Source organism: Actinoplanes sp. NPDC049599 (assembly GCF_044465625.1).
In the GTDB taxonomy this organism is placed as follows: domain Bacteria; phylum Actinomycetota; class Actinomycetes; order Mycobacteriales; family Micromonosporaceae; genus Actinoplanes.
In genome coordinates this window covers 76,155-100,248 of record NZ_JBITLX010000029.1, presented here as the reverse complement: position 1 = coordinate 100,248, position 24,094 = coordinate 76,155, and the positions used below count along the sequence as shown (strand labels likewise).

Sequence of the window (24,094 nt, the reverse complement as noted above, 5' to 3'; positions counted from 1 at the left end):
CCGGTGGCCCCGTTGCTCGGGCTGGGGACAATGAGGTCATGCACTCCTCGTTCTTCACCGGCGTCCTCCTGCTGCCCTCGAAGTCCGTCTTCGGCACCACCGCGGAGGTGACCCTCGGCGACAACACGCCGGTCGCCGTCATCCACCGCAAGGCCTGGTCGGCCCGCCCGAAGTTCGAGATCTTCGACGCCGCCGACACCACGCTGCTCGCGACCGGCAAGGCGACCGGGTTCCTGGGCAACCACTACGAACTCGTCGGCCCCCGTGCCGAGCCCTTGCTGAGCCTCAAGTTCAGCGGCTGGAGCGGTCCGCGCCGAGCGACGGTGACGCTGCCCGACGGCCGGGAACTGACCGCCAGCGGCAACTGGAGCGCCCGCGACTACACCGTCGCCGACAGCGCCGGCAACCGGATCGCGGGGCTGGTCACCACGAGCAGCGCGTGGACCTGGAAGCCGGACAGCCTGGCGTTCGAGATCAACGCGCCGGCGCTCACCCTGCTGCAGGCCATCGGCCTGGCGCAATGCATCCGTACGGCGGTAGAAGCGTCCCGCGCCGCCGCAGCCGGCTGACCTGCCGTGGTGCCGATGGGCTGCCCGATCGGGCCCGGTTTTGTACCCGACCGCTCGCCCGGACGGATCACTCCCCCAGCCGCGTCGCGTGCACCATGGCTGCATGGCCCGGTTGCAGACGGCGGGGACGGCCGCCAGACAACCGACCCCGCTGGTCGACGCGTCCCGCCCGGCCCTGCTCGGTGCGCAAGGGAGGAACCGCGCCTTCGCCGCCGCGCTGGGCCGCCTTGCCCCGGTGCAGCGCACGCCGCTGACGCCGGCTCAGCAGGCGACCAACATGCAGGAACGGGCCAACGCGCTGCGCGCCATCCAGTTGCTGACCCTCGGGCTGATCCCCGATCTGGAAGTCGAGATGGGCGTCGACACGCTCGGCGAGCCCATCCGCGCCCATCTGGTCGCCGGTCAGAGCACCGAGGTGGCGATGGTCGTCGCCGGCGTGCACGGATCGGAACAGTCCGGGGTCGAGGTCGCCGAGCGGCTGCTGGTGCAGCTGCAGACGCAGCGACCCTTCCTCACCGTCGTTGTCGTCCCGCGGCTGTTCCCGGACAACGTCGCCGGCCGGGCCGCCTGGGACGCCAAGATCGCCAAGGAGCAGGGCAAGGTCCTGGCCAAGAAGTACCGCGAGCTGCGGGACAAAGCCGGTGATCCGGGCCGGGTGACGCCCGGTGCCGCCACCAAGGACCCGAACCGGCAGTTCCCCGAGCTGGGCAAGGATCTCGACCTGGCCAACCCGGTCGACGCCAAGGGCAAGCGGGTGGAGCCGGGCAACCTCGCGCTGATGGCGCTCATCAAGGCGTTCTCCCCGAAGCGCATCGTGTCGATACACGCGCAGAAGGACCTGGACAAGGCCGGCGTCTTCGCCGACCCGCACCCCAGCGTCGCCTCCGGTCCGCTGGCCACCGAGGCCGATCAACTGGCCATCGAGACCGCCAAGAGGGCGAAGACGCTCGGTGCCCGCGTAGCGGGCAACACCGGAGGCAAGGCAAGCGGTACGACCTTCGGCAGCCTCTACCCCGGTCAGGACCCGAAGCTGTCCAAGAAGCAGATGGAGGTCGAGAACGCCCGCGGGCGCTCGCTCGGCCAATGGGGTCCGTCCAAGGGAATCGCCGTCTTCACCGTCGAGTGCAGCGAGCAGTACCGATCGAACAGCGCGGTCGACGACCCGAACCGCGCCGTCGAACTCGAAGCGCTGGCAACGGCGATCCGCGAGATCATGCTCGGTCCGCCGGCCACCGCACCGAGCACCGCACCGGGAACCCAGGCTCCGGCGACCCCAGGATCCGGTGCCCCCGCACCAGTCCAGCGGCTGATGGTGGCGCGGATCGCGGCCGAGGCCGGCAACCGGGCGGCCCACGTGGCAGCCGATCACCTGCGCGGCGGGCACTGACGCTGGGCCGCCGGATCCGTCAGCGCGCCGGGTCGGTGACGAGCAGCGGGGGCAGGGTCGCGAGCACCTCGTCGGTGCTGGTCGCCTTCATCAGCACCAGTTCCTCCGCGGTGATGCCCACCACGGTCAGGAAGATCGCCCGCCCGAGTGCCGACTCGATGCGCGGGAGGCGGGGGTCCTCGGTGAAGGCCAGCGCGGTCAGCCGACTGCCGGGTTCGCCGGTGATCGGCCCGCCCGGGTCCATCCGGTGCCCGGCCGCGAGCGGCTGCTCGCTGCCGAAAACGTACTGGCCCAGCTTGTCGAGCAGGTTCAGCGCCCAGGTGGGCGGCTGTTCGCCGGTACGGGGTACACGCATCGTCAGCTCGAAACCCCAGCCGCTCACCTCGGCGTCGGCGTCCTGCCCGAAGAGATCCGTGAGCCCGAACGTCACGAGCAGCCAGTGGCCGTCGGCCCGGTACGCGCTCAGCCCGTAGATCCCGGTCTGGCCGGGCACCGTACCGGTCCCCCAGTGCAGCGGGCTCGGGTCGGCGACGACCCGGGCGACCGCCGCCTCGATGGCGTCCCAGCCGCGGGTGTCCTCGTGCGTGGTGCTCATCCGTGTCCTTCCCCGGAGCCTGCTGGTGGGAGTGTGCGTGGCGACCCCTGGCATACTCTCCCGATGCCAGACATGGCGATCACAAGGGCCGGTCAACAGGACCACGGCGCGGATTTCGCCGATCTGGCCGGGTACGTCCGCGGCTACGAGGCCGGCGGCTATCCCGTCGCCCTGGTGAGCGAGCTTGTCTGCCGCGAGTGCCGGGGAACGGTGTTCCGCGTCTTTGTCGACGACGACGAGGGTTGCGCCGTGGCCGTCTGCCAGAGCTGCAAGGCCGACAACGACATCGCGGACAGCGCCGAATACTTCGCCGACGCCGAGCTGGGCGAGTGTGCCTGCCCGTGCGGCGGCGAGGAGTTCGCGGCGGCCGTCGGCTTCGCCCGGCACGCCGACGGGGAGGTGCAATGGGTCAGCCTCGGCCTGCGCTGCCTCACCGACGGCACCCTGGGCGTCTACACCGACTGGAAGATCGACTACGGCCCCACCGCCCATCTGCTGAGCCAGCACCCTTCCTAGCCGGCGCTCAGGGGCGCGTGCCGCGGACCGCGTACCGCTGCATCGTGACACCCTCCTCGAAGGACCCCTGCTCGATCAGATCGAGTTCCGCCGGCGCCTCCTGGGCGTCGAACAGCGGCCGGCCCGCGCCCAGGATGACCGGGTGGGTGAAGAGCAGCAGCTCGTCCAGCAGGCCCGCCCGCAGCAGCTGCGTGGCGAGACCGGCCCCGCCGACGCCGATGTCGCCGTCGGCCTGCGCTCGTTCCCGGGCCAGCGCCTCGATCGCGTCGTCCTTGCCGCCCACCACCCGGGTGTTGTGGCCCGCGCCGGTCCGGGTGCGGGACACCAAAATCTTGGGCATCGACGTCCAGATCTCGCCGTATTCGCGCATGTGCTCAGGCAGGGTGGCGTCGTTGCGGGCGTCGGGCCAGAACGATTCCATCGTCTCGTAGACCACGCGGCCCTGGACCATGAGCGACAGCCCGCGCGCCCGGGCGTTGAACTCCCGGTGCAGCGGCTCACCGATGCGCATCCAGGTTCCACCGCCCTGCTCGCTCGGCCGGTGCTCGACCCTGAGGTCGAGAGACACGTTCATCCAGTACACGAATCGGCCCGGCACCTGTCCTCCCAGCTCCCTCGAGCTACGCCCGCAGCGCCGCCGCGCAGCCGGCGCAGCACCTGATCGGGCCCCACTGCTCGACCAGGAACGGGTCGGTGAACAGGGTATCGGGCTTCGCGAGCAGCACGGCGACGCCACAGAGCGCCGTCCGCTCCGTCGGCAGCACGGCATGCGCGACGATCTCGGTGGGCGGGGGGTCGTCGCGGCGTGCCAGCTCGACGGTGTGCCAGTCGGCCGCAGTCAGGCCGAGCCGGTGACGGGTCTGCGACTGCCGGGCCATCAGCCCATGATGGCCGACGGATGCACCCGAACCGGCGGTTCGTACGGGCTCAGCCCTGCAGAATGGCGAGTGCGGTCTCGCTGGGCGGAAGACGACGGTTCGCGGTTCGGCAAAGGCCGGCCTGGGCTGGACTGGCACCTGAGCCGTTCGATACCTGCCATCGATTCTCGTCGTTCTACACCGTTTCTCGGTGCGTTGTGCCCTGGTCGTGCCTAACGATCATGACGCCTTTGAACCGGTGACCTCTTCCGTTCCCGATTTCTACCGAGCCGGGGGCCGACTTCCCGTCGGGCATCCCGTCGCGCAAGCCTCGCTCGGCCGACCGCGCCCGCCCGGGCAAGGTGGAGCACCCCACGTCTGACCGACCTGGCCCGGGCGAGCGCGGTCTGGTTGCCTTCGGTGCGCGACGCATGCGCGCCCGGGATTTCGGAAGCGGCGTTTCCAGCCTCGCTCGAACTCTGTTCGACCAACTTGCTGGGGCGGAAATAGCATGGATGGGGTGAGGGCCCGACGGGAAGCGCAACTGTGGGCAGCGGCGCTGTTCATCGTGGCAACGGCCGTCGGAGTCGGCGCATGGTTCCTTCCGCCGACGGCGGGCGTCGTTGCTGCGCTCGCGGCCGCGGCGGTCGCTGTAGTTGGCCTCTCGTTAGCCAACGACGGGTTTCGCCACTTCACTGAAACGGCATTCCGCGCCGTTGTCCGGATTTTTCCGCTCATTCTCGGGTCTGTCCTGGTCTTTGCGCTTCTAAGGTGGGCGTGGGTCGCGGGTCGCTGGGAGCGATGGCTTGCGGCGGCCGTCCTGGCGCTCGTCGTTGTCTATGCAGCATTGCGCACTATTTCCGGCGGCGCCGACCTGAAGGCGGCGCTCCCCGGCTCGCCGGGCCTCGATGAACAAATCGCTGGGGAGGTGGAGGGCCTCACCGAGGGCGTGGCGGGGACGCTATCGCGGGAGCGTGTGCCGGTTTCGCGGCGCTTGGCCGAGTTGGCGTATTTGGCCAGGGAAAATGTCAGCGCCATACACGAAGTGCAGGGCCAGAACGCGGAGCTCCATAAACGCATCGACCAGCTTCTCGAGGATCTTGCAGAGGCCGAACGCCTGAACCGGCGGTCCAACTGGCTCATGTTCGTGGGAGGAGTTGCGCTTTCCATCCCGATCGGTTTCCTGGTGAACCTGGCCACTGGCTGACGCCCGCACCCGAAGTCGCCCCCGCTCGCGGAGCGTAGAGCTTCGGCCGATCCGGCGTTCCGGGGTGCCGACGGCGAGCCGGTCAACGCCTCGACGTTCTCCCGCACCTGGACGCCGGTGCGCACCAAGGTCGGGCTGCCGCCACGCTGGGGATTCCACGGCCTGCGGCACTACTACGCGACGCTGCTGATCCACGCCGGGGCGAGCGTCAAGCCGGTGCAACCCGCGCTCGGCCACTCGACGCCGGCGATCGCGCTCAACCAGTACGTGCGCGAGTGGCCGGACGTGTTGGACCGCGCCCGCGCGCTGGTCGACGGCGCTCTCGGCGTACGCGAAACGGCGGCCACGTCGGCTGGGAGCCGAGCATGACCGCCGCTTCCTACGTTGTGCCCAGGTTGTGCCCAAGATCAGATAAGCGTGCGAACGTGCTGGTCAGGGCACTGCAAGGGGTCAGACGTTGTAGTACATCTCGAACTCGTGCGGGGTCGGGCGGAGCCGGACCGGGTCGATCTCGTTGACGCGCTTGTAGTCGATCCACGTCGAGATCAGGTCGTCGGTGAAGACGCCGCCCGCGGTCAGGAACTCGTGGTCGTTCTCCAGGGACTCGAGCACCGCGTCCAGGGAGCCCGGGACCTGCTTGACGTTGCCCCACTCCTCCGGGGGCAGGTCGTAGAGGTCCTTGTCGATCGGGGCCGGCGGCTCGATCTTGTTCTTGATGCCGTCCAGGCCCGCCATCATCTGCGAGGCGAACGACAGGTACGGGTTGCTCGACGGGTCCGGCACGCGGAACTCGACGCGCTTCGCCTTCGGGTTGCTGCCCGTCACCGGGATGCGGGTGCAGGCGGAGCGGTTGCGCTGCGAGTAGACCAGGTTGACCGGCGCCTCGTAGCCCGGGACCAGGCGGCGGTACGAGTTGACCGTCGGGTTGGTGAACGCGAGCAGCGACGGCGCGTGGTGCAGCAGGCCGCCGATGTACCAGCGGGCCATGTCGGACAGACCCGCGTAGCCGGTCTCGTCGTAGAACAGCGGCTCGCCGCCCAGCCACAGGGACTGGTGGGTGTGCATGCCCGAGCCGTTGTCACCGAAGAGCGGCTTCGGCATGAACGTCGCCGTCTTGCCGTGCTCCCAGGCGGTGTTCTTGATGATGTACTTGAACATCTGCATCTGGTCGCCGGCGTGCAGCAGCGTCGAGAACTTGTAGTTGATCTCGGCCTGGCCCGCGGTGCCGACCTCGTGGTGCGAACGCTCCACGGTGAAGCCCACGTCGATCAGGCGGCGCACCATCGCGTCGCGCAGGTCGGAGTAGTGGTCGAGCGGCGAGACGGGGAAGTAGCCGCCCTTGTACGCGGTCTTGTAGCCGCGGTTGCCGCCCTCCTCCTCCTTGCCGGTGTTCCAGGCGCCCTCGATCGAGTCGATGTAGTAGAACGCCTGGTTGGCGCTGGTCTCGTGGCGGATCGAGTCGAAGATGTAGAACTCGGCCTCGGCGCCGAAGTACGCCGTGTCGGCGATGCCGCTGGACGCGAGGTAGGTCTCGGCCTTCTTCGCCACGTTGCGCGGGTCGCGCGAGTAGGCCTCCCGGGTGAACGGGTCGTGGATGAAGAAGTTCAGGGCCAGCGTCTTCTGGATCCGGAACGGGTCGACGAAGGCCGTGGTCACGTCCGGCAGCAGCATCATGTCGGACTCGTGGATGGCCTGGAACCCGCGGATCGAGGATCCGTCGAAGGCGAGACCGTCGGTGACAACACTGTCGTCGAACGACTCCACCGGCATGTTGAAGTGCTGCATCACGCCGGGAAGATCACAGAATCGTACGTCGACGAACTTGACGTCCTCGTCTTTGAGGTATCGCAGGAGTTCCTCGGGATTGGCGAACACTCGTCCTCCTGGCACAGATTTTCGAACCGGGGCGGCGTGAGCCGCCACGTGGCTAGGCTGGTCGCGACGCTATGACTCCGGGGTTGCCCGGGCGTATCCCTATTGTTTCCGCCGTGTTACGGAGCCTGTGATTAGTCCGCGACCACCCCGGACCCTAACGCCGCGCGGGCGCCCGCGGGCCGGAAACCGCGTTACGAGGGCTACCCTCGTCCCGTGGTGACCCGCGCGAACCCGCCCGAGAAGGCCGGTGCCCTGGACCTGTCGGTGCTGCAGCCCGCCAACTTCGGCCGCCGGTTCGCCGCGCTGCTCATCGACTGGGCGCTGTGCCTGGTCATCGCGAGCTTCTACGCCGACCCGCGGATCGTGGCGTGGCCCCCGGTGGTCGTGCTGATCCTGTTCAACGCGCTGCTCATCGGCCTGTTCGGACAGACGCCGGGGATGGCGCTGGCCCGGCTGCGCGCGGTGTCGGCGGCCGACGGCGGCGCGATCGGGATCCCCAAGGGGCTGCTGCGCGGCGTCCTGCTGGCCCTGCTGGTCCCGGCGCTCATCATGGACGGCGACCGCCGCGGCCTGCACGACCGCGCCGCCGGCTCGATCGTCGTGGCCCTGCCCAAGCGGTAGCCCGGTTATCCACAGGCCCCGGCATCCGCCCGTCTCAGGGGAGCACAATCGAGCCCGTGGACGTCGCGGTGCTCGGCCCGGTCGAGCTGACGAACGGCACCGGCACGGCGGTGCCGGTCGCCGGCGCGCGCCTGCGCACCCTGCTCATCCTGCTCGCTCTCGACGCCGGCCGCGCCGTGTCGACCGGCCGGCTGGTCGACGGGGTCTGGGGTGCGGAGCCGCCCGGCAGCGCCGCCGGGGCGCTGCAGGCGCTGATCTCCCGCCTGCGCCGCGCCGCGCCCGCGCTGGCCATCGCGGTCACGCCGAACGGTTACCGCCTGGATCTGGCACCGGACCGGGTCGACGCGCACCGCTTCGCGCGGCTCGTCGCGCAGGGCCGTCCCGAGGAGGCGCTGGCGTTGTGGCGGGGCCCCACGGAATTCCCCGACGTCGCCCGCCCCGAGGCCGTACGCCTGGAGGAGCTGCGGCTGACCGCCCTGCTGGACCGGGCCGAGGCCCGCCTGCGGGCGGGTGGCGATGCCGACCTGGTCGGCGAGCTGGAGGCCCTGGCCACCGCGCACCCGGCGCACGAACCGCTGGCCGGCCTGCTGATCCGCGCGCTCGTCGGCACCGGCCATCCGGGCCGGGCGCTGACCGTCTTCGAGCGGATCCGCGCCGAGCTGGCCGACACCCTGGGCGCCGACCCGTCGGCCGAGCTCACCGCCCTGCACCTGGAGCTGCTGCGCGGGCAGCACCGGCCGGCCCGGGGCAACCTGCCGGCCGCGGTGAGCAGCTTCGTGGGCCGGGAGCACGATCTGCGGGTGGTCCGGGAGCTGGTCGGCGCGCACCGGCTGGTCACGCTGACCGGCCCGGGCGGCAGCGGCAAGACCCGGCTCTCCGTGGAGGCGGGGCAGGCCCTCGCCGACGGCTGCCCGGACGGCGTGTGGCGGGTCGAGCTGGCGCCGGTCACCGACCCGGCCGAGGTGCCGCAGGCCGTGCTGACCGCGCTGAAGCTGCGCAGCCAGCTGGTGCTCACGCGGCCCGGCGGCGGCCCGGTCGGCGAGTCGGTGCCGCCGCTGCAACGGCTCACCGACGCGCTCGCCGGCAAGGAGCTGCTGCTCATCCTGGACAACTGCGAGCACCTGATCGGCGCGGCGGCCGAGGTCGCCGACGCCGTGCTGCGGGGCACGCCGGGGCTGCGGCTGCTGGCCACCAGCCGCGAGCCGCTGGGCATCGCGGGCGAGCAGCTCTGGCCGGTCGAACCGCTCGCGCTGCCGCCCACCGAGGCGGAGGCGGCGAGCTTCCCGGCCGTACGGCTGCTGCTGGACCGCGCGGTGGCCGCGCGGCCCGGGTTCACGCTGGACCGGCACACGGTCGGGCCGGTCGTGCGGATCTGCCGGGCGCTGGACGGCATGCCGCTCGCCATCGAGCTGGCCGCGGCCCGGCTCCGCACGCTGCCGGTCGACGTGCTGGCAGACCGGCTGGCCGACCGGTTCCGGCTGCTCACCACCGGCAGCCGCACCGCGCTGCCCCGGCACCAGACGCTGCGGGCGGTGGTGGACTGGAGCTGGGAGCTGCTCGACGCCGGCGAGCGGGCGCTGTGGCGGCGCTTCGCGGTCTTCCACGGCGGGGCCGGCGTGACCGCGGTGGAACAGGTCTGCGGCACGGACGTCGACCTGCTCGGCGCGCTGGTCGACAAGTCGCTGCTGGTGCTCGACGGGGACCGCTACCGGATGCTGGAGACCATCCGGGAGTACGGCCTGGAACGCCTCGCCGCGGCCGGCGAGACCGAGCAGCTGCGCGTCGCGCACGCCCGCTACCTGCTGGCGCTCGCCGACGCCGCCGAGCCGCAGCTGCGCCGGCAGGGCCAGCTGACCTGGCTGCACCGGCTCGGCGCCGAGCACGACAACCTGCACGCGGCGGTCCGCGCGGCGATCGAGGCCGGGGACGCGCGGACGGCGACGGCGCTGACCGCCCGGCTGGGCTGGTACTGGTGGCTGCGCGGGCACCGGGCCGAGGGCTGCGCGCTGGCCCGGGACGTGCTGCGCCTCGACGGCCCGGCCGACCGCGAGGACCGGGCGCTGACATATACGTACACGGCGCTCAACGGCCTGGAGGGCGCCGCGCCGATGGAGGAGGTCAAGGGCTGGTTCCTGGCCGCCGAACGGGAGGGCGCCGGCCCGGACGCCGACCACCCGGTGCTGCGGCTGCTGCGGCCGCTGTCGCTGATCCTCCAGGCGGAGGACCAGGTGGGCGGGCCCGCGCTGATCGAGCCGCTGTTCGCCGATCCCGACCCGTGGCTGCGGGCGGTCGCCAAGATGATCGTCGCCCAGCTGCGGCTGAACTTCGGCAACAACCCGGAGCAGGCCCGGACGGAGCTGCGCGAGGCGCTGGACGGGTTCCGGGCCACCGGCGAGCGCTGGGGCATGGGCTTCGCGCTGAGCACGCTCGGCGACATGGCCGCCGCGAGCGGCCGCTTCACCGACGCGGTGAGCTGGCAACGGGAGTCGCTCGCGCTGGTCCGGGAGGTCGGCATCCGCGAGGACGTGCCGCAGCTGCAGGCCAAGCTGGCGCAGCACCTGTGGCGCGCCGGGGAGCGGGACGAGGCGCGCCGGATGCTCAAGGAGGCCCGCGAGGCCGCCGAGGAGGTGGGGTTGTCGCAGGTGACGGCGGCGGTCGAGTACGGCTACGCCGTGCTGGCCCGCGAGGAGGGCGAGCTGGACGAGGCCCGCGCCCGGATCGCCCGGGCCACCGAGCTCATCGGCACGTCCACGTTCGCGCAGCAGGTCCACGCGCTGACCCACTCGATGCTGGCGCTGATCGAGGCCGGCGCCGGCGACCTGGCCGCCGCCCACGACCTGCACGTGACCGCGGTGCGGCTCGCGGCGGCCTCCCAGGACGCGCCGGTGCTGGCCCAGGTCCTGGTCGGGGTCGCCGACCAGGCGCTGCGCACCGGCGATCCGGAACGAGCGGCGATGCTGCTGGGCGCCGCGGACGCGGTGCGGGGCACGCCCGATCGCTCGATGCCCGACACCGACCGGGTCACGGGCCTGGCCCGCGCCGCGCTGGGCGACGCGGGCTTTCAGGAGGCGTACCGCTCGGGTGGTTCCGTCACGATGGCGACGGCGCCGGCGGCCACGGGCCTACAGGAGACGCCCTAGCCGCAGCAGGACGGTCTCGCCCGTGGCGTCGTCGACCGCGTCGTTGTCGGTCACCGCGTACGTCCGGCCGTCACCGGCGATCGCCAGGCCCTCAACCTTGTCCTGCACCCAGCCGCGGTCCGCGCGCAGCGCCGGCAGCAGGTCCTTGACCAGCTGCTTCTGGACCGCCGGGACGCCGGTCCAGGCCGCCGGGACGTCGAAGCGGTAGATCCTCTTGACCGCGGCGGCCGGGCCGCGCTGGTTGTCGCGCTCGATCACCGCGAACGTGTCGCGGTCGACGGCGACCAGCTCGGACAGCCCGGTCCAGCCGGCCGGCGCGGCGTCCAGCGGGTACGCGAGCCACGACCACCCGCCGTCGCGGTAGCGGCCGATGCGCGCGGTGGCCTCGCCCTTGAGCGGGCGCTGCACGGCGACCCACACGTCGGAGCCGCTGACCGCGACCCCTTCCAGGCCGTTGCTGGTGATCGCGGCGGCCACGTCCGCCGGCAACGGGATCTCCTGCTGGACGGCGCCGCGCGCGTCGAGGCGTACCAGAAGGTTGGGGGTCTTGGCGGAACCCTCGACGGCCAGCCAGTATCCGCCGGCCGGGAGCGCCGCGACGCCCTCGGCGTCGTAGCCGACGGCCTGGCCGTCCTTGGTCACCGTAAGCTCGCGGGTGATCGCCGCGGGCCGCGCGGCCGGGTCGAGGGTGAGCAGCCGGGTGGGGCTGTACGCGCTGTCGGTCACCGAGATCAGCTGGTGCGGCCGGCCGGGCACCGCGGACAGGCCGGAGAGCGTGCCCCACGGGATGTCGTCGCGGGAGACCAGCGACGGGAAGAGCCCCTGACCGGCGCCGTAGATCTGGACCGTGCCGCGGATGCCCTCCTCGGGAAGTTCCTCCTCACTGGAGACCACGATCAGGTCGCGCGAGGGCACCGCGACCACACCCTCGGGGCCGTTGGTGGTGGGCAGCACCTGCCGGAACCTCGGCGCCGACGGCCGCGAGACGTCGTAGACCGCGGTGAAGTTGCCGCGCTCGGCGTTGACGAACACGTACGGCACGCCGTGGAACCGGCCGAACGCCACGTTCTCCGGCTCGATCCCCTTGGCGTCGGAACGCTTGTCCGGGTAGAGCCCGTGCGCGACGGCCAGGTGCTCCAGCGAGTTGCCGGCGTCCCAGACGACCGTGCCGCGGCGGTCGAAGATGGTCCAGCCGCGCGAGCCGCCCTCGTAGTCACCCTCGTTGGCGGTGGCGAACAGGTCGTCGGAGAGCCAGGTGACGCCGTCCGGCTCGCGCTTGGCGGTGATCGTGCCGGTCAGCGCGATCCGGTCGTCGTCCTCGGTGTCGACGCCGGTGACGGTGACCGTACCGGCGGAGAAGTGCTTGATCACCTTGCGCTGCGGCAGCGAGACGATGGCCAGGTGGTTGTTCTCCTGGAGGCTGACGACCGCCTCGTCGCGGGAGTTGATGCTGACGTACTCGGGCTCCGGGTCGCCGGGCGCGACCTGCGCCAGCCCGGTGAGCGCGACCTTGCTCACCGCCCAGGTCCGGACGTCGATCACGGCGAGGTAACCGGCGGGCGCCTGCGGGATCGCACCGTCGTTGACGTCCTCGTCCCGCTCGTTCTCGACCGCGACGGCGAGGTAGCGGCCGCCGGGCGCGACGGCGACCGAGTCCGGCTGGCCGCCGAGGTCCAGCGTGCGCTCGACCGCCCGGGTGCGGTCGTCGAGGACAACCAGCTTGCCGGACGGGTCGGCGAAGCCGGCGCTGGTGTTGACCGCGGCCACCAGCAGGTGCCCCAGATGCGCGACCGAGGTCGGCTCGCCACCCATCGCGACGGTGCCGGTGGGGCGCGGCGCGGCCGGGTTCGTGATGTCGATGAAGCCGAGCCGCTCGCCGGGGCTGTCGGTATAGACGACCGTGCGGCCGTCCCCGGTCACGGTGGAGATCTCGGCGGCGGCCGTGTCGGCCACCCCGGAGTTCAGGTACGCGGGCACTGTCGCGAGGCGCTGGAAGGTCAGCGGCGGCTGCCGGTGGGGATGCGCGACCGCCGTCGTGGTCGGCCCGACAAGGGCGAGCACGCTTCCCAGGACCACGGCATTTCCGGTACGGCCAAAGGGTTTTACGGGCATCGAGGTGATCTCCGAGTCAGGGCTGGGAACTGCGTCCCGCCCTGCCTACGGGCCCGTCCCGACGCTCAGGTGGCCGCCCGGGAAACGTCGGGTGTCCCGGCTCTGTTGATCAACTGCTGGTCAGGCATATCGGGGGTTGTCCCGGCCCGCAGCGGCATCCAGATCAACAACGCCAGGCTGAACCAGACGTAGAGGTTGCTGCCGATCATCGCCAGCGGCGGGCGGGGTCCACCGGCCCACGCCCAGGTCAGGCGCGAGGAGAGCACCAGATAGGCGGCGGCGCCCAGCCAGCGGTCGTTCCGCCGCCCCGAGTCGACGCAGCGGATGATGGCCGGGAGCAGCCAGACGCAGTGGTGCACCCAGGTGACCGGGCTGATCAGGCAGCCCAGCAGGCCGGTCAGCGCCAGCCCGCCCAGGTAGTCGTCGACCTTGGCGGCGGCCCGGACCCGCCAGGCCCAAAGGGCGAGCGTGGCCAGCACGCAGGCCAGCCAGACCTTGGCCTCCACGGTGTCCAGCGGCAGCCGCGCCAGCATCCCGCGCAGCGACTGGTTGGAGACGTACTCGAGGTTGCCGACCCGGTTGGTGTCCCACAGCGCGGCGGTCCAGAACTCCCGGGACTCGTCGGGGAACAGCCCGGCGGCGACCAGCGTGGCGGCCGTGGCGGCGGCGATCGCCGTGCCGGCTGCCCGCCAGCGGCCGGTGACCAGCAGGTACAGGATGAACACGCCCGGGGTCAGCTTGACCGCGGTGGCCAGCCCGATGCCGATGCCGCCCCACCTGCGGCCGCGCGCCACCCCGAACAGCACGTCCCCGGCGACCAGCGCCAGCAGCAGGGTGTTGACCTGCCCGAAGCCGAACGTCTCGCGGACCGGCTCGAAGCACAGCGCGAGCGCCACGGCGACCGCGCCGGCGACCCACGGCGTCGTTCCGGCCCGCCGGATCAGCGGGCCGGCGAGCCACCAGGTCACCAGCGCGGTCGTGGCCACGGTCGCCGCCCCGGCGATCACCAGGATCAGCCAGAAGGGCAGGTAGGCCATCGGGACCATGACGATCCCGGCGAAGGGCGGATAGGTGAACCCGTACGGGGTGCCGGGCTGGAGCCAGTCGTAGACCATGCCGTCGCCGCGGAACCAGAACCGGACGGCGCCGGAGTAGACCCGCGAGTCGAAGAACGCGTGCAGGTCGGCGGTCCACCACAGCACGCCGGCGGTGAGCGCCGCGAGGGCGGCGATGATCCAGGCCCGGCGCGTCACCCGAACACCCTACGGTGCCGGAACCGGCGCACCCCCAGGAAAGCCAGCGCCACCAGCGTGACTGTGACGACGATCGCCCCGGGAACGCGGGTGAACAGCGCCCAGTTGTAGCCGGCCGGCAGGGTGAGAGTGGCGGCGAGGGCGCACAGGCCCAGCACCCAGCGGCGTTCGGCGGTGGTGGCGGCTAGGACGGCGAGGGGCCAGAACGCGTACCAGGGATGGAAGACGGGGGCGCAGAGGACCGTCACGCCGAGCGCCACGCCGGCCGCCGGCAGCGGGCTGCCCGCGCGGGCTCGCCACCAGAGCAGCGGCAGCAGAACGGCCAGCAGGAGCACGCCGAGGACGCGGGTCACGCCCACCGCGCCGGGGCCGGTGACCAGCTCCGCGGTCAGCCCGACGGCGGTCGACGGGGAGGTCCAGGCCACGGTGTCGCCGCTGCGCAGCAGGCCGGCCACCCAGCCGAGGCCGCGTCCGGAGGCCAGCGACGCGAGCCCCGCGGCGCCGGCCGCACCGGCCGCGATCAGTGCGGTGGGCCGCCACAGCGCCCGGACCGGCGCGCCCGGCGGCAGCGCCGCAAGCACGGCGAACGGGAGCACCACGACGGCGGTGGCCTTGACCGCCACGGCGAGGCCGAGCGCGACCCCGGCCGCCACCAGCATCAGCGCGACCGACCGGCCAGCAAAGAGGACCGACACCGACACGCCGCCGGCGGCGGGGGTCGGGCTGCCGGCGGCCGGCGCCGGGCTGCCAGCGGCCGGGGTCGCGCGGCCAGCGGCCGGGGTCGCGCGGCCAGCGGCCGGCGGGGTCGGGCTGCTGGCGACCCGGGCTGGCTGCGCCGGGCGCCCGGCCACCGGCTCGCCCCGGGCCGGCCGGCCCGGGATCAAGGCCAGGCCCGCCACCAGCAGGCCCATCATCAGCGCGTCGTTGTGGGCGCCGGAGACCAGGTGGATCAGCACCAGCGGGCAGGCCAGCACCGTCCACACCGCCCGCGCCGGATCGATCCCCGACCTGCGCGCCAGCACCGGCAGCCCCACCGCGATCAGCGCCAGGCCGGCCAGCGCGATCACCCGCAGCCCCGCGATCACCCCCGCCAGCGAGTGCCCGAGCGCCACCGCCCACCCCGCCAGCAGCAGGAACAGTGGCCCGTACGGCGCCGGCGAGGTGCGCCACGTCGTCGACACCGAACCCAGCCACGGGCAGCCGAAGCCCTGCACACCCCCCGCGTACGGGTCACCGCCCGCGTGCTGGACGAAGCCCTGGCAGGCGTACGAGTAGATGTCCTCACTGCCGAGCGGCAGCATCGGCAGGACCGGGATCATCCACAGCCCCACCGTGACCAGCGCCCACCGCGTCGACGGCACCCGGTGGCGGCCGAACCACCACGCGCACAGCAGCGCCGCCAGGCCGAGCACCCAGCACAGCGGCAGCAGCAGCCCCTGCCGCCCGGCGAGCATCGAGCCCGGCGTGACCGTGGTGCCGCGCGCGTACGGCGAGCCGCCGAGGTAGGCCGCCACCGCGATCAGCATGCTCCCGGCGAGGCCGCCCCAGCGGATCACGCAGCCACCAGCTCCCGACCGCGCAGCCAGGCCACGCTGCGGTGCAGCACCCAGCCGATGAGCACGATCATCGCGAACGACAGCGGCACGCCGAGCGGCCGGAACACCCCGGTGCCCTCGGGCAGCACGGTGGTCATCGCGACGACGATCGTGCCGGCCAGCCAGCGGGCCCGCGCGGTGCCGACCGCGAACAGGGCCAGCGGCCAGATCAGGTACCAGGGCTGGGTGATCGGCGCGAAGAAGATGACGGCCAGCAGCGCCAGCCCGGCCCCGACCAGCGGATCCCGGTCCCGGAAGCGCCACAGCACCACCAGCAGCGTGCCGGCCAGCAGCACCAGCGCGACCGCCCGGACCGCGGGCACCACCGTCAGCTCGGCGCCGAACCATCGGCCCGCGGCCTCCGCGGCGAGCCCGACGGCGGTCGGCGGTGACGACCAGTTCACCGACTCCCCCGCCCCGGAGAGCGCGGTCAGCCAGCCCAGGCCCAGCCCGGAGGCGAACGAGCCGGCCACCAGCACCGCCAGCGCCGTGCCCAGCACGACGCCGCCGCGCCGCAGCAGCGCGGACCAGCCGGTCGCCCGCAGCCCGCCGACGGCCAGCAGCGCCGCGAACGGCAGCACCACCCCGATAGTGATCTTGATGGAGACGGCGAGGCCGAGCAGCGCGCCACCGGCGGCCAGCGCGGCCCACCCCGGCCGCGGCGCCGCGAGCACCGCGAACCCGGCGACCATGAACGCCACCGTCAGCGCGTCGTTGTGGCCGCCGCCGATCAGGTGCACCGGCACGAGCGGGCAGCAGAGCACCAGCCAGAGCGCCCGGTCCACGGGCGCGCCCACCCGCCGGGCCAGCACCGGCAGGCAGGCCGCGATCACGACGACGCCCAGCACGGCCAGCACCCGGAAGGAGACCAGCGCGGCCACCTGCGAGCCGAACGCCGCGGCCAGCCCGGCCAGGACCAGGAACACCGGACCGTACGGGGTCGGCGTGTCCCGCCAGACCACCGAGACCGAGTCCAGCCAGGGACACGGCTGCGCCGACACCCCGACCAGGTACGGGTTGAGGCCGGCGTGCACGAGGGCGCCCTGGCAGGCGTTGGCGTACATGTCCCGGCTGGCCAGCGGCGGCACCACGAGCAGCGGCGCGGACCAGAGCGCGGCGGTCACCATGATCCAGCGAGGAGTGAGCAGGCCGCGGCCGAGCAGGCGGCGGCCGTGCCACCAGGCGACGCAGAGCGCGGTCAGGCCGGCGATCCACAGCAGCAGGATCAATGGGCCGGCGGGTTCGCGCAGCACGGTCCAGACGTTGACGTTGCGCCGGATGTACGGGGCGGCACCGTAGAGGAAGGCGTCGGCGGCACAGCAGACGGCACCGAACAAGCCCAGCCACCGCAGGAAGGCGGGGCGGGCCAGGAGCGTCTGGATCATGACACCGGCCCTGGCATGCGGGCCAGCGTACCGGCCTGATGACCGCCGATCCGCGGCGCTCAGCACGTCGGTCCGGGGCGCAGCGAGCTGGTCAGCCGGTAGTCGCCGGGCGCGCCGGCCCGCAGCGTCGTCCAGCCGTCCGGGCCGGGCGTCAGGCAGGCCCCCGGCCCCCGCACGCTCAGCCAGCGGGACCAGCGCACCCGGACCAGCACGTCACCGCCGGCCGGCACGCGCAGGCCGACGCCGCCGCGGTCGCTGCTCAGCAGGCGGGCCGGGGCCGACACCAGCGGCTGCGGCTGGGTCACCTCGTACAGCCGCCAGGTGTCGTCCTGCCAGACCGGGCGCAGCTCCGGCAGGCCCTGCAGGACCAGGGCGGACTCGGTGCGGGCGTACCGGTCGGGGACGGCGTCGGGGGCGATGGCCACGTAGGAGACGGCGTTGGCGCGGAGCCAGCCGACGTACTCCTGCGGGGTCAGCCCGTCGCGGTAGAACAGGGCGTTGCGGTCGGTGTCGACCTGGCGTTCCCAGCCGCGGGCCAGCGGCACCCGCGCGGCGACGTACACGGACTCCCAGTGGTCGCGCAGCGGCACCACCTCGACGCGGCCCGGCGCCCGGCCGCTGAGCTCCCGCACCAGCGGCTCGTGGAACCCGGGGCGCGACTCGGGCGAGCCCGCCCGGCCCGGATCGCTGGTGACCAGGAACGGCTGCCACCACCAGACGGCCACCAGCAGCAGCGCCAGCCGGGCCCGGCTCAGCGCCACCAGCGCGGCGAGCACCGGTACGGTGAACAGCATCGGCAGCCGCAGCGCATTGGAGCCGATCGGGCTGGGCAGGTAGAACGCACCGAGCAGCAGCACAACGGTGAGCGCGCCGCCGATGCGCACCGCGGGGTAGCGCCCCGGGACGACCAGCACGACGAGCACGGCCAGCGCGATGTGGATCCGCATGGACTCGGCGGTGAACGGCTGACGGCCGCCGTTGCCGAAGAGCAGGGCCATCGGGGCCAGCGCCAGCAGCGGGCCGAGGCAGAGCGCGAGCGCCAGCGGCCACCGGGCGTCCGGGCGCCAGCCGGATCGGCGCCCGCCCGAGCCGAACCCGCGACCACCGGGACCGGACCCGCGACCGCCCGAGCCGAACCGGAAGCGAGCGAGCACCGGCGCGGTGAGCAGCATGGCCGCACCGGCCAGCCCGGCGAACAGCCCAGCCACCGGACTCGCCCAGGTGGCGAGCACGCCCAATAAGAAGACCGCGCCGACTCGCCAAACCCGGGCCGAACCTGGCTCCGGCGCCGGGACAGGGACGGCGGCAGAACCCGCCGCCGGCGCACCCGCGGCCGCCGGAGCCGGATCGGCGCCCGCCCGAGCCGAACCGGCGACCGCCGGGACCGGATCGGCAGCCACCCGAGCCGAACCCGCGACCGCCGGGACCGGACCCGCGACCACCCGAGCCGAACCCGCGGCTGCCGGGACCGGACCCGCGACCGCCCGAGCCGAACCGGCGGCTGCCGGGACCGGACCCGCGACTGCCCGAGCCGAATCCGCGGCTGCCGCGCAGAGGGCCGCCAGCGCCAGCGCCAGACCGACCGCGAACGTGATCCGGCCGCTGGCCAGGTTCGCGGCGAAGACCAGCGCGCCCAGCACCCCGCCCAGCACCGGCCGGCGCACCCCGGTGCGCCACAACAACCAGCCGAAGGCCACCGCGGCGGCCACCGCCGCCAGCGCGCCGAGCACCCGCATCCCGAGCAGCGCGCCCAGCGGCGCGGTCAGCAGGCTGTAGCCGAACTGGGCCACGCCGCCGTACCAGCCGAAGTCGACCGGCGCCCAGCCGTAGCCGGCGAAGAAGTCCGCGCGGGCCTGCTGGGCCGCCAGGTCGGTGCCCATCGGCGGCGCCAGCAGGAACGCGGCCGACAGCACCACGGACACGCCGAGCGTCGGCGCCAGCACCTGCAAGAGCCCGCGCCGGTGCTCCTCAGGCATCCATGACCCGTTCCATCGCCGCCCGCGAACGCCGGGTCATGCGCAGGTAGCGGTCCACGAACTCGCCCGGGTCGCCGCCGCCGAGCAGCTGCACCACGCCGGCCAGCTCCACGCCGTGCCGCGGGAGCTGGTCGGTCGGGCGGCCGCGGACCAGGGTCAGCGCGTTGCGGACCTGGGCGGCCAGGGTCCAGCCCGCGGTCATCGCCGCCGCGTCGACCTTGTCGACGAGCTTGGCCTGCAGCTCCGCGGTCAGCGCCTCGAGAGTGCGGGTCATCTGCAGCGCCGGCAGCGCGTACGCGTGCCGCAGCTGCATCAGCTGCACCGCCCACTCGACGTCCGCGAGCCCGCCGCGGCCCAGCTTGGTGTGCGTGTTCGGGTCCGCGCCGCGGGGCAGCCGTTCGGTCTCCACCCGGGCCTTGATCCGGCGGATCTCGACGACCTGCTCGCGGGTCAGGCCGCCGTTCGGATAGCGCATGGTGTCGGCGAGCCGTTCGAACTCGCGGCCCAGGTCCGCGTCGCCGGCCACGAACCGGGCCCGCAGCAACGCCTGCGACTCCCACACCTTCGACCAGCGGGCGTAGTACTGCGCGTACGCGTTCAGGCTGCGCACCAGCGGGCCCTGCCGGCCCTCCGGGCGCAGGTCGGCATCGACGCCCAGCGGCGGGTCGGGGGCCGGCGCCCCCAGCGTGCGGCGCATCTCCTCGGCGATGGCGGACGCGGAGGCGCTGGCCTCGCCGTCGGACATGCCCGGCGGCGGGGCGTAGACGAACAGCACGTCGGCGTCGGAGGGGTAGCTCATCTCGTACCCGCCGAGCCGACCCATGCCGATCACCGCGAGGCGCAGTCCCGGCGGGCCGGGATGCACCCGCCGGGCGGCGTGCAGCGCCGCGCCCAGCGTCGCGTCGGTGACGTCGGACAGCGCGATGCCGATCGCGTGCACGTCCAGCGGGTGGGCCGGGGCCAGCTCGCCGGCCCGGCTCAGGATGTCGGCACAGGCCAGCCGGAACAGCTCGCGGCGGCGCAACGCGCGGACCGCGGTGATGGCCTTGGTCGCGTCCGGCTCGCCGTCGCGCAGGTGCCGGTCGGCGGCGGCGACGAAGCCGTCGAGCAGCACGTCCCGGGGGCGCGGCTGCAGCTCGGCGTCGTCGGCCAGCAGGCGCAGCGCCTCCGGGTCGCGGGTGAGCAGGTCGGTCGCGTACCGGGACAGGCTCAGCACCCGGGCCAGCCGGCGGGCGACCGGGCCGCCGTCGCGCAACAGGCGCAGATACCAGGGGGTGCTGCCCAGCTTCTCCGAGACGTGCCGGTAGTTGAGCAGGCCGCGGTCGGGCTCGGGGGCGTCCGCGAAGTCCTGCAGCAGCATCGGCAGCAGCGTGCGCTGGATCGCGGCCGTGCGGCTGACCCCGCCGGTGAGCGCCTGCAGGTGGCGCAGCGCCCCGGCCGGGTCGGCGAAGCCGAGGATCTCCAGGCGCCGGCCGGCCGACTCGGGCGTCATCCGCAGCGCCTCGGCGGGCACCCGGGCGACCGCCTCCAGCAGCGGCTGGTAGAGCAGCTTGGCGTGCAGGCGCCGGACGTGCGCGGCGTGCCCGACCCAGTCGGAGCGGAACGCCTCGACGGCGTCGCGCCCGCCGACCGGTTTGTAGCCGAGCGCGGCGGCGAGCCAGCGCAGCGCCTTCGGGTCGTCCGGCACGGTGTGCGTGCGCCGCAGATTCTGCAGCTGCAGGCGGTGCTCGACGCTGCGCAGGAAGCGGTAGCCGCGCAGCAGCATCTCGCCGTCCTCGCGGCCCACGTAGCCGCCGGCGACCAGCGCGCGCAGCGCGGGCAGCGTGCCCGGCTCGCGCAGCGTCTCGTCGATCCGGCCGTGCACGAGCTGGAGCAGCTGCACCGCGAACTCGATGTCGCGCAGGCCGCCGGGGCCGCGCTTGATCTCCCGCTCGACCTCGCGGGCCGGCACGTTCTCGATGATCTTGCGACGCATGTCGCGGACGTCGTCGACCGCCTCCGGGCGCTCGGCGGCGTGCCAGACCAGCGGCGCCAGATCGTCGATCCACTCGGCCGCCAGGTCCAGGTCGCCGGCCGCCGGGCGGGCCTTGAGCAGCGCCTGGAACTCCCAGGTGCGCGCCCAGCGCCGGTAGTAGGCCTGGTGGCTGGCGAGCGTGCGGACCAGCGGGCCGCGGTTGCCCTCGGGGCGCAGCGCGGCGTCGACCGGCCAGGCGACCTGCCCGCACACCTCGATGAGCCGGGCCGCCACGGCGGTGCCGGCGCTGAGGTCCTCGTCGCCGGCGGCCACGAAGATGACGTCCACGTCGGACACGTAGTTGAGCTCGTTGCCGCCGCACTTGCCCATCGCGACGACGGCGAGCCGCGGGTGGGCGGTGCCCTCGGGCAGCCCGGCGAGCGCGATCGCGTAGGCCGCCGCGAGGGTCTCGTCGGCCAGCCGGGACAGCGCCGCCATGGTCGGCTCAAGACCGCGGCCGCCGGTCAGGTCGGCCGCGACGATGCGCAGCAGGGCGATCCGGTACGCCGTCCGCAGCAGCGGGACGGTCGGCGGCCCCTCGCCCGTCGAGTCGCCGAACTCCAGCCGGCCCTCGGCGTTGGGCGGCAGGCCGGTCTTGCCGGTGGCCAGCACCCGCCACTGGTCGTGGTTGGCGACCAGGTGGTCGCCCAGCGCGGACGAGGCGCCGAGCACCGCGATCAGCCGGCGCCGCAGCCCGGCGTCGGTGTAGATCGTGTGCAGCACCGCGTCGGCCGCCGGGCTGTCGGCGATCTCCTCGCCGGGGCCGGTCACCGGGCCGCCGTTGACCCGCTGGGCGGCCCGGGCCACCGCGTCGATCATCCGGTGCAGCTGGCGCAGCGCGAGGTTCGGGTCGGCGGCCCGGGACAGCGCGTGGATCAGCTCGTTCGCGTCGGTGTCGACCGGAGCCTGCGCCTCGGCGTCCCACAGCCGCAGCCCGTTCGGGCCGAGCAGGTCGGCCGCGCGGGTGCCGTTGTCGGCGAAGCCGTACCGGGCCAGCCGGCTGGGCCTGGTCACTACTGCCCCAGCAGCGGAAGGGTGCGGAGGGTGCCGGGTTGGGGGATGTCGGCGTCCGGCAGCGTGCCGAGGGCGAGGGCGGCGAAGCGGGCCGCGAACGGCTGCCACACCTCCTCGACGTCGGCCAGCACCCCGGCGGTGGCGGCCACCACCGCCTCCGGGTCGTAGCCGAGATCGTCGAGCGCGGCCACGTCGGTGCGGGTCCAGTCGGCGATCATGTCGGCGTCGCACTCGATGTGGAACTGCAGGCCCCAGGCCCGGTCGCCGAGGCGGAACGCCTGGTGCGGGAAGCGCGAGGAGGCGGCCAGCAGGACCGCGCCGAGGGGCAGCTCGGTGATCTCGTCGCTGTGCCACTGGACCACGTCGGGCAGCAGCGGCACGTACTTGAACAGCGGGTCGCCGTCGGCCGCGTCGCGCCGGCCGACCAGGCCGGGCCCGATCTCCGGCCCGGAGGTGCTGCGCTCGACCAGGCCGCCGTGCGCGGTCGCCAGCAACTGGCCGCCCAGGCACACCCCGAGCGTGGGCACGTGGTGCCGGACGGCCTTGCGCAGCAGCCCCTCGACGGCGGGGAACCAGGGCGCGCCGGGCTCGCCGGCGGCGGTCGGACAGGCGCTCTGGTCGCCGCCGAGCACGATCAGCGCGAGGTGCTCGTCCAGCGCTTCCGGCAGCGGCTCGCCCGCGTGCGGGCGGACAACGGTCAGCTCCAGGCCGGCCTCGGTGAGCCACTCACCCAGCCTGCGGAGATCGTCGGACGGGTCGTTCTCGATTACCAGCGCTGTACCCACGCTCCGAGGCTATCGGGTGGCACCGACATCGGCCGCCGAGCCACCCGTTCCCGGCCTCGTCCAGCGGGCCACGATCCCATCGGCCCCGCTCCCCCGGTCTCGACGACGCACCCCCGAGGCGTTCAGCGCGGGCCGCGGGTGCCGGACGATCTCCACGTGGGCGTCATTCCCGATGTCGCGGCAACCCACCGGCCCCTGGCTGATCTGGCTCGGAAGCAGACCTGCTTCCTCCCGATCAGGGCCGCTTCGCGGAGCGGCCGGGGCGATTCCCCGGGGTCAGTGATCGTAGGCGACAGGGAGCGCAAGATCGGCCGGCCGCCGTAGCCGCCATCTCCCACCAACGACGCCAACCCCTACCCCCACCCGTCCGCCGCAACAGGTCACCGCGTGGAGAACTTGGCAACCGATGACCTCCAGAGGCCTTGTTCTGGGATCGGGACTGTCCTTTGGCAACACGCGAAGGGGTGAGTGGCGAGGATGGAGGACATGTCAGGAGGAAAGGTGCGTGACTAGCGGATCTTGTCAAATGGTGGTTCAAGTGGATCGATTTAGCTCATCAAGATCCGCCGGTGACGGGGCGGCGACCAACCTCGGCGCTCCACCCTCGCCGCTTCGCGCAGCCGCCGGCACAGCCGCTGGCACAGCCGCTGGCACAGCCGCCGGCACAGCCACGGACACCGGCACAGCCACGGGCGCTGGTGCCGGCACAGCCGTGAGTGCTGGTCAGGATCGACTCGACAGGGGGATCCTGCGGACGGCCGGGCCGGCGTGGGTACGAGCCCAGTTCGTGAGCGCCCAGCAAGATCAACGGACCCTAGCCCGGACCTGCGACCCGGCAGACCGCCACCGAAACTCGCGAACAAGGCTCTCTGAGGACCCGCGGCCACCAAGATCCATCAAATCGATGAACGGGATCACGGACGCCAGAACGGCACACGGATCCGCGGCGCCGGGCCCGGCTCGCCCTGAACGGCTGGGCTACGCGCATTCCGTAATGGTGTGCGGCATCGTGGTACCGGCCGCCGGAATCAAGAAGACCGTCGAGCCGCTGCACTGGGGCGAGGCGATCACGCTGGCCGGCGGGGTGGCGGCCTGCCAGCTCGAGCACGCGGCGTTGCCGGGCCAGCCGCACCGGGTGGGGCCGGCGCCGGTCGTGCTCGCCACGATCCCGCTCGGGCACGTGCTCGCGGTGC

The 24,094-nt window shown here is 73.3% G+C and carries 17 protein-coding genes and 2 pseudogenes; 8 read left to right on the top strand and 11 right to left on the bottom strand.

Annotation, left to right across the window (positions count from 1 at the left end):
• The first annotated feature begins 38 nt into the window (after nucleotides 1-38).
• Together ACIBQZ_RS35415 and ACIBQZ_RS35410 are read left to right on the top strand one after the other, a co-directional pair.
• Nucleotides 39-569, top strand: coding sequence for a hypothetical protein (locus ACIBQZ_RS35415; protein WP_396093218.1), 531 nt, complete (start codon nucleotides 39-41; stop codon nucleotides 567-569).
• 103 nt (nucleotides 570-672) lie between these two features.
• Complete coding sequence (locus tag ACIBQZ_RS35410) at nucleotides 673-1,956, top strand: hypothetical protein (protein WP_396093217.1); 1,284 nt, start codon at nucleotides 673-675, stop codon at nucleotides 1,954-1,956.
• A gap of 19 nt (nucleotides 1,957-1,975) precedes the next feature.
• On the opposite strand, the gene ACIBQZ_RS35405 is transcribed toward ACIBQZ_RS35410, so the two are convergent.
• Complete coding sequence (locus tag ACIBQZ_RS35405; protein ID WP_396093216.1) at nucleotides 1,976-2,551, bottom strand: suppressor of fused domain protein; 576 nt, start codon at nucleotides 2,549-2,551, stop codon at nucleotides 1,976-1,978.
• A 72-nt stretch (nucleotides 2,552-2,623) separates the two neighbouring features.
• Here ACIBQZ_RS35405 and ACIBQZ_RS35400 point away from each other — a divergent pair, with 72 nt between their 5' ends.
• Nucleotides 2,624-3,067, top strand: coding sequence for a hypothetical protein (locus ACIBQZ_RS35400; protein WP_396093215.1), 444 nt, complete (start codon nucleotides 2,624-2,626; stop codon nucleotides 3,065-3,067).
• 7 nt (nucleotides 3,068-3,074) lie between these two features.
• Here ACIBQZ_RS35400 and ACIBQZ_RS35395 read toward each other — a convergent pair whose 3' ends face one another.
• Together ACIBQZ_RS35395 and ACIBQZ_RS35390 are read right to left on the bottom strand one after the other, a co-directional pair.
• Nucleotides 3,075-3,665 (bottom strand): dihydrofolate reductase family protein, encoded by a 591-nt coding sequence (locus ACIBQZ_RS35395; RefSeq protein ID WP_396093214.1) that lies wholly within the window; start codon nucleotides 3,663-3,665, stop codon nucleotides 3,075-3,077.
• A 22-nt stretch (nucleotides 3,666-3,687) separates the two neighbouring features.
• A complete protein-coding gene (locus ACIBQZ_RS35390) occupies nucleotides 3,688-3,945 on the bottom strand; it encodes a hypothetical protein (RefSeq protein ID WP_396093213.1) in 258 nt (85 codons plus the stop codon).
• 499 nt (nucleotides 3,946-4,444) lie between these two features.
• Here ACIBQZ_RS35390 and ACIBQZ_RS35385 point away from each other — a divergent pair, with 499 nt between their 5' ends.
• Both ACIBQZ_RS35385 and ACIBQZ_RS35380 read left to right on the top strand, forming a co-directional pair.
• Entirely contained in the window at nucleotides 4,445-5,131 is a 687-nt protein-coding gene (locus tag ACIBQZ_RS35385) for a hypothetical protein (RefSeq protein WP_396093212.1), read from the top strand.
• Between the two features lie 66 nt (nucleotides 5,132-5,197).
• Nucleotides 5,198-5,500 (top strand): annotated as a pseudogene (locus ACIBQZ_RS35380) (tyrosine-type recombinase/integrase); the annotation flags it as partial.
• Nucleotides 5,501-5,581: 81 nt separating this feature from the next.
• On the opposite strand, the gene glnA reads toward ACIBQZ_RS35380, so the two are convergent.
• On the bottom strand, nucleotides 5,582-7,006 hold the full coding sequence (gene glnA, locus ACIBQZ_RS35375) for a type I glutamate--ammonia ligase (protein ID WP_396093211.1): 1,425 nt from the start codon (nucleotides 7,004-7,006) through the stop codon (nucleotides 5,582-5,584).
• Nucleotides 7,007-7,222: 216 nt separating this feature from the next.
• Here glnA and ACIBQZ_RS35370 point away from each other — a divergent pair, with 216 nt between their 5' ends.
• Nucleotides 7,223-7,627 (top strand): RDD family protein, encoded by a 405-nt coding sequence (locus ACIBQZ_RS35370; protein ID WP_396093236.1) that lies wholly within the window; start codon nucleotides 7,223-7,225, stop codon nucleotides 7,625-7,627.
• Nucleotides 7,628-7,683: 56 nt separating this feature from the next.
• Nucleotides 7,684-10,767, top strand: a complete 3,084-nt coding sequence (locus ACIBQZ_RS35365; RefSeq protein WP_396093210.1) for a BTAD domain-containing putative transcriptional regulator — start codon at nucleotides 7,684-7,686, stop codon at nucleotides 10,765-10,767.
• On the opposite strand, the gene ACIBQZ_RS35360 is transcribed toward ACIBQZ_RS35365, so the two are convergent.
• The 7 genes from ACIBQZ_RS35360 to ACIBQZ_RS35330 all read right to left on the bottom strand — a co-directional run bounded on the left by ACIBQZ_RS35360 (nucleotide 10,750) and on the right by ACIBQZ_RS35330 (nucleotide 22,901).
• Nucleotides 10,750-12,843: an esterase-like activity of phytase family protein gene (locus ACIBQZ_RS35360; RefSeq protein ID WP_396093209.1), complete on the bottom strand. Its 2,094-nt coding sequence runs from the start codon at nucleotides 12,841-12,843 to the stop codon at nucleotides 10,750-10,752. The two genes, ACIBQZ_RS35365 and ACIBQZ_RS35360, sit on opposite strands and share 18 nt — an antisense overlap.
• Nucleotides 12,844-12,944: 101 nt before the next feature.
• Nucleotides 12,945-14,132 carry a glycosyltransferase 87 family protein gene (locus ACIBQZ_RS35355; RefSeq protein WP_396093208.1) on the bottom strand — a complete coding sequence of 396 codons (1,188 nt, stop codon included), beginning with the start codon at nucleotides 14,130-14,132 and terminating at the stop codon, nucleotides 12,945-12,947.
• On the bottom strand, nucleotides 14,129-15,688 hold the full coding sequence (mptB, locus tag ACIBQZ_RS35350; RefSeq protein WP_396093207.1) for a polyprenol phosphomannose-dependent alpha 1,6 mannosyltransferase MptB: 1,560 nt from the start codon (nucleotides 15,686-15,688) through the stop codon (nucleotides 14,129-14,131). Before mptB (ACIBQZ_RS35350) ends, ACIBQZ_RS35355 begins: the two co-directional genes overlap by 4 nt.
• Nucleotides 15,685-17,112, bottom strand: coding sequence for a polyprenol phosphomannose-dependent alpha 1,6 mannosyltransferase MptB (mptB, locus tag ACIBQZ_RS35345; RefSeq protein ID WP_396093205.1), 1,428 nt, complete (start codon nucleotides 17,110-17,112; stop codon nucleotides 15,685-15,687). The genes mptB (ACIBQZ_RS35350) and mptB (ACIBQZ_RS35345) overlap by 4 nt, the downstream gene beginning before the upstream one ends.
• 59 nt (nucleotides 17,113-17,171) lie before the next feature.
• Nucleotides 17,172-19,088: a hypothetical protein gene (locus ACIBQZ_RS35340; protein WP_396093204.1), complete on the bottom strand. Its 1,917-nt coding sequence runs from the start codon at nucleotides 19,086-19,088 to the stop codon at nucleotides 17,172-17,174.
• On the bottom strand, nucleotides 19,081-22,116 hold the full coding sequence (locus ACIBQZ_RS35335) for a bifunctional [glutamine synthetase] adenylyltransferase/[glutamine synthetase]-adenylyl-L-tyrosine phosphorylase (RefSeq protein WP_396093203.1): 3,036 nt from the start codon (nucleotides 22,114-22,116) through the stop codon (nucleotides 19,081-19,083). Before ACIBQZ_RS35335 ends, ACIBQZ_RS35340 begins: the two co-directional genes overlap by 8 nt.
• On the bottom strand, nucleotides 22,116-22,901 hold the full coding sequence (locus tag ACIBQZ_RS35330; RefSeq protein WP_396093202.1) for a type 1 glutamine amidotransferase: 786 nt from the start codon (nucleotides 22,899-22,901) through the stop codon (nucleotides 22,116-22,118). Before ACIBQZ_RS35330 ends, ACIBQZ_RS35335 begins: the two co-directional genes overlap by 1 nt.
• A 1,009-nt stretch (nucleotides 22,902-23,910) precedes the next feature.
• On the opposite strand from ACIBQZ_RS35330, the pseudogene ACIBQZ_RS35325 reads away from it, so the two are divergent.
• Nucleotides 23,911-24,094 (top strand): annotated as a pseudogene (locus ACIBQZ_RS35325) (low temperature requirement protein A); the annotation flags it as partial.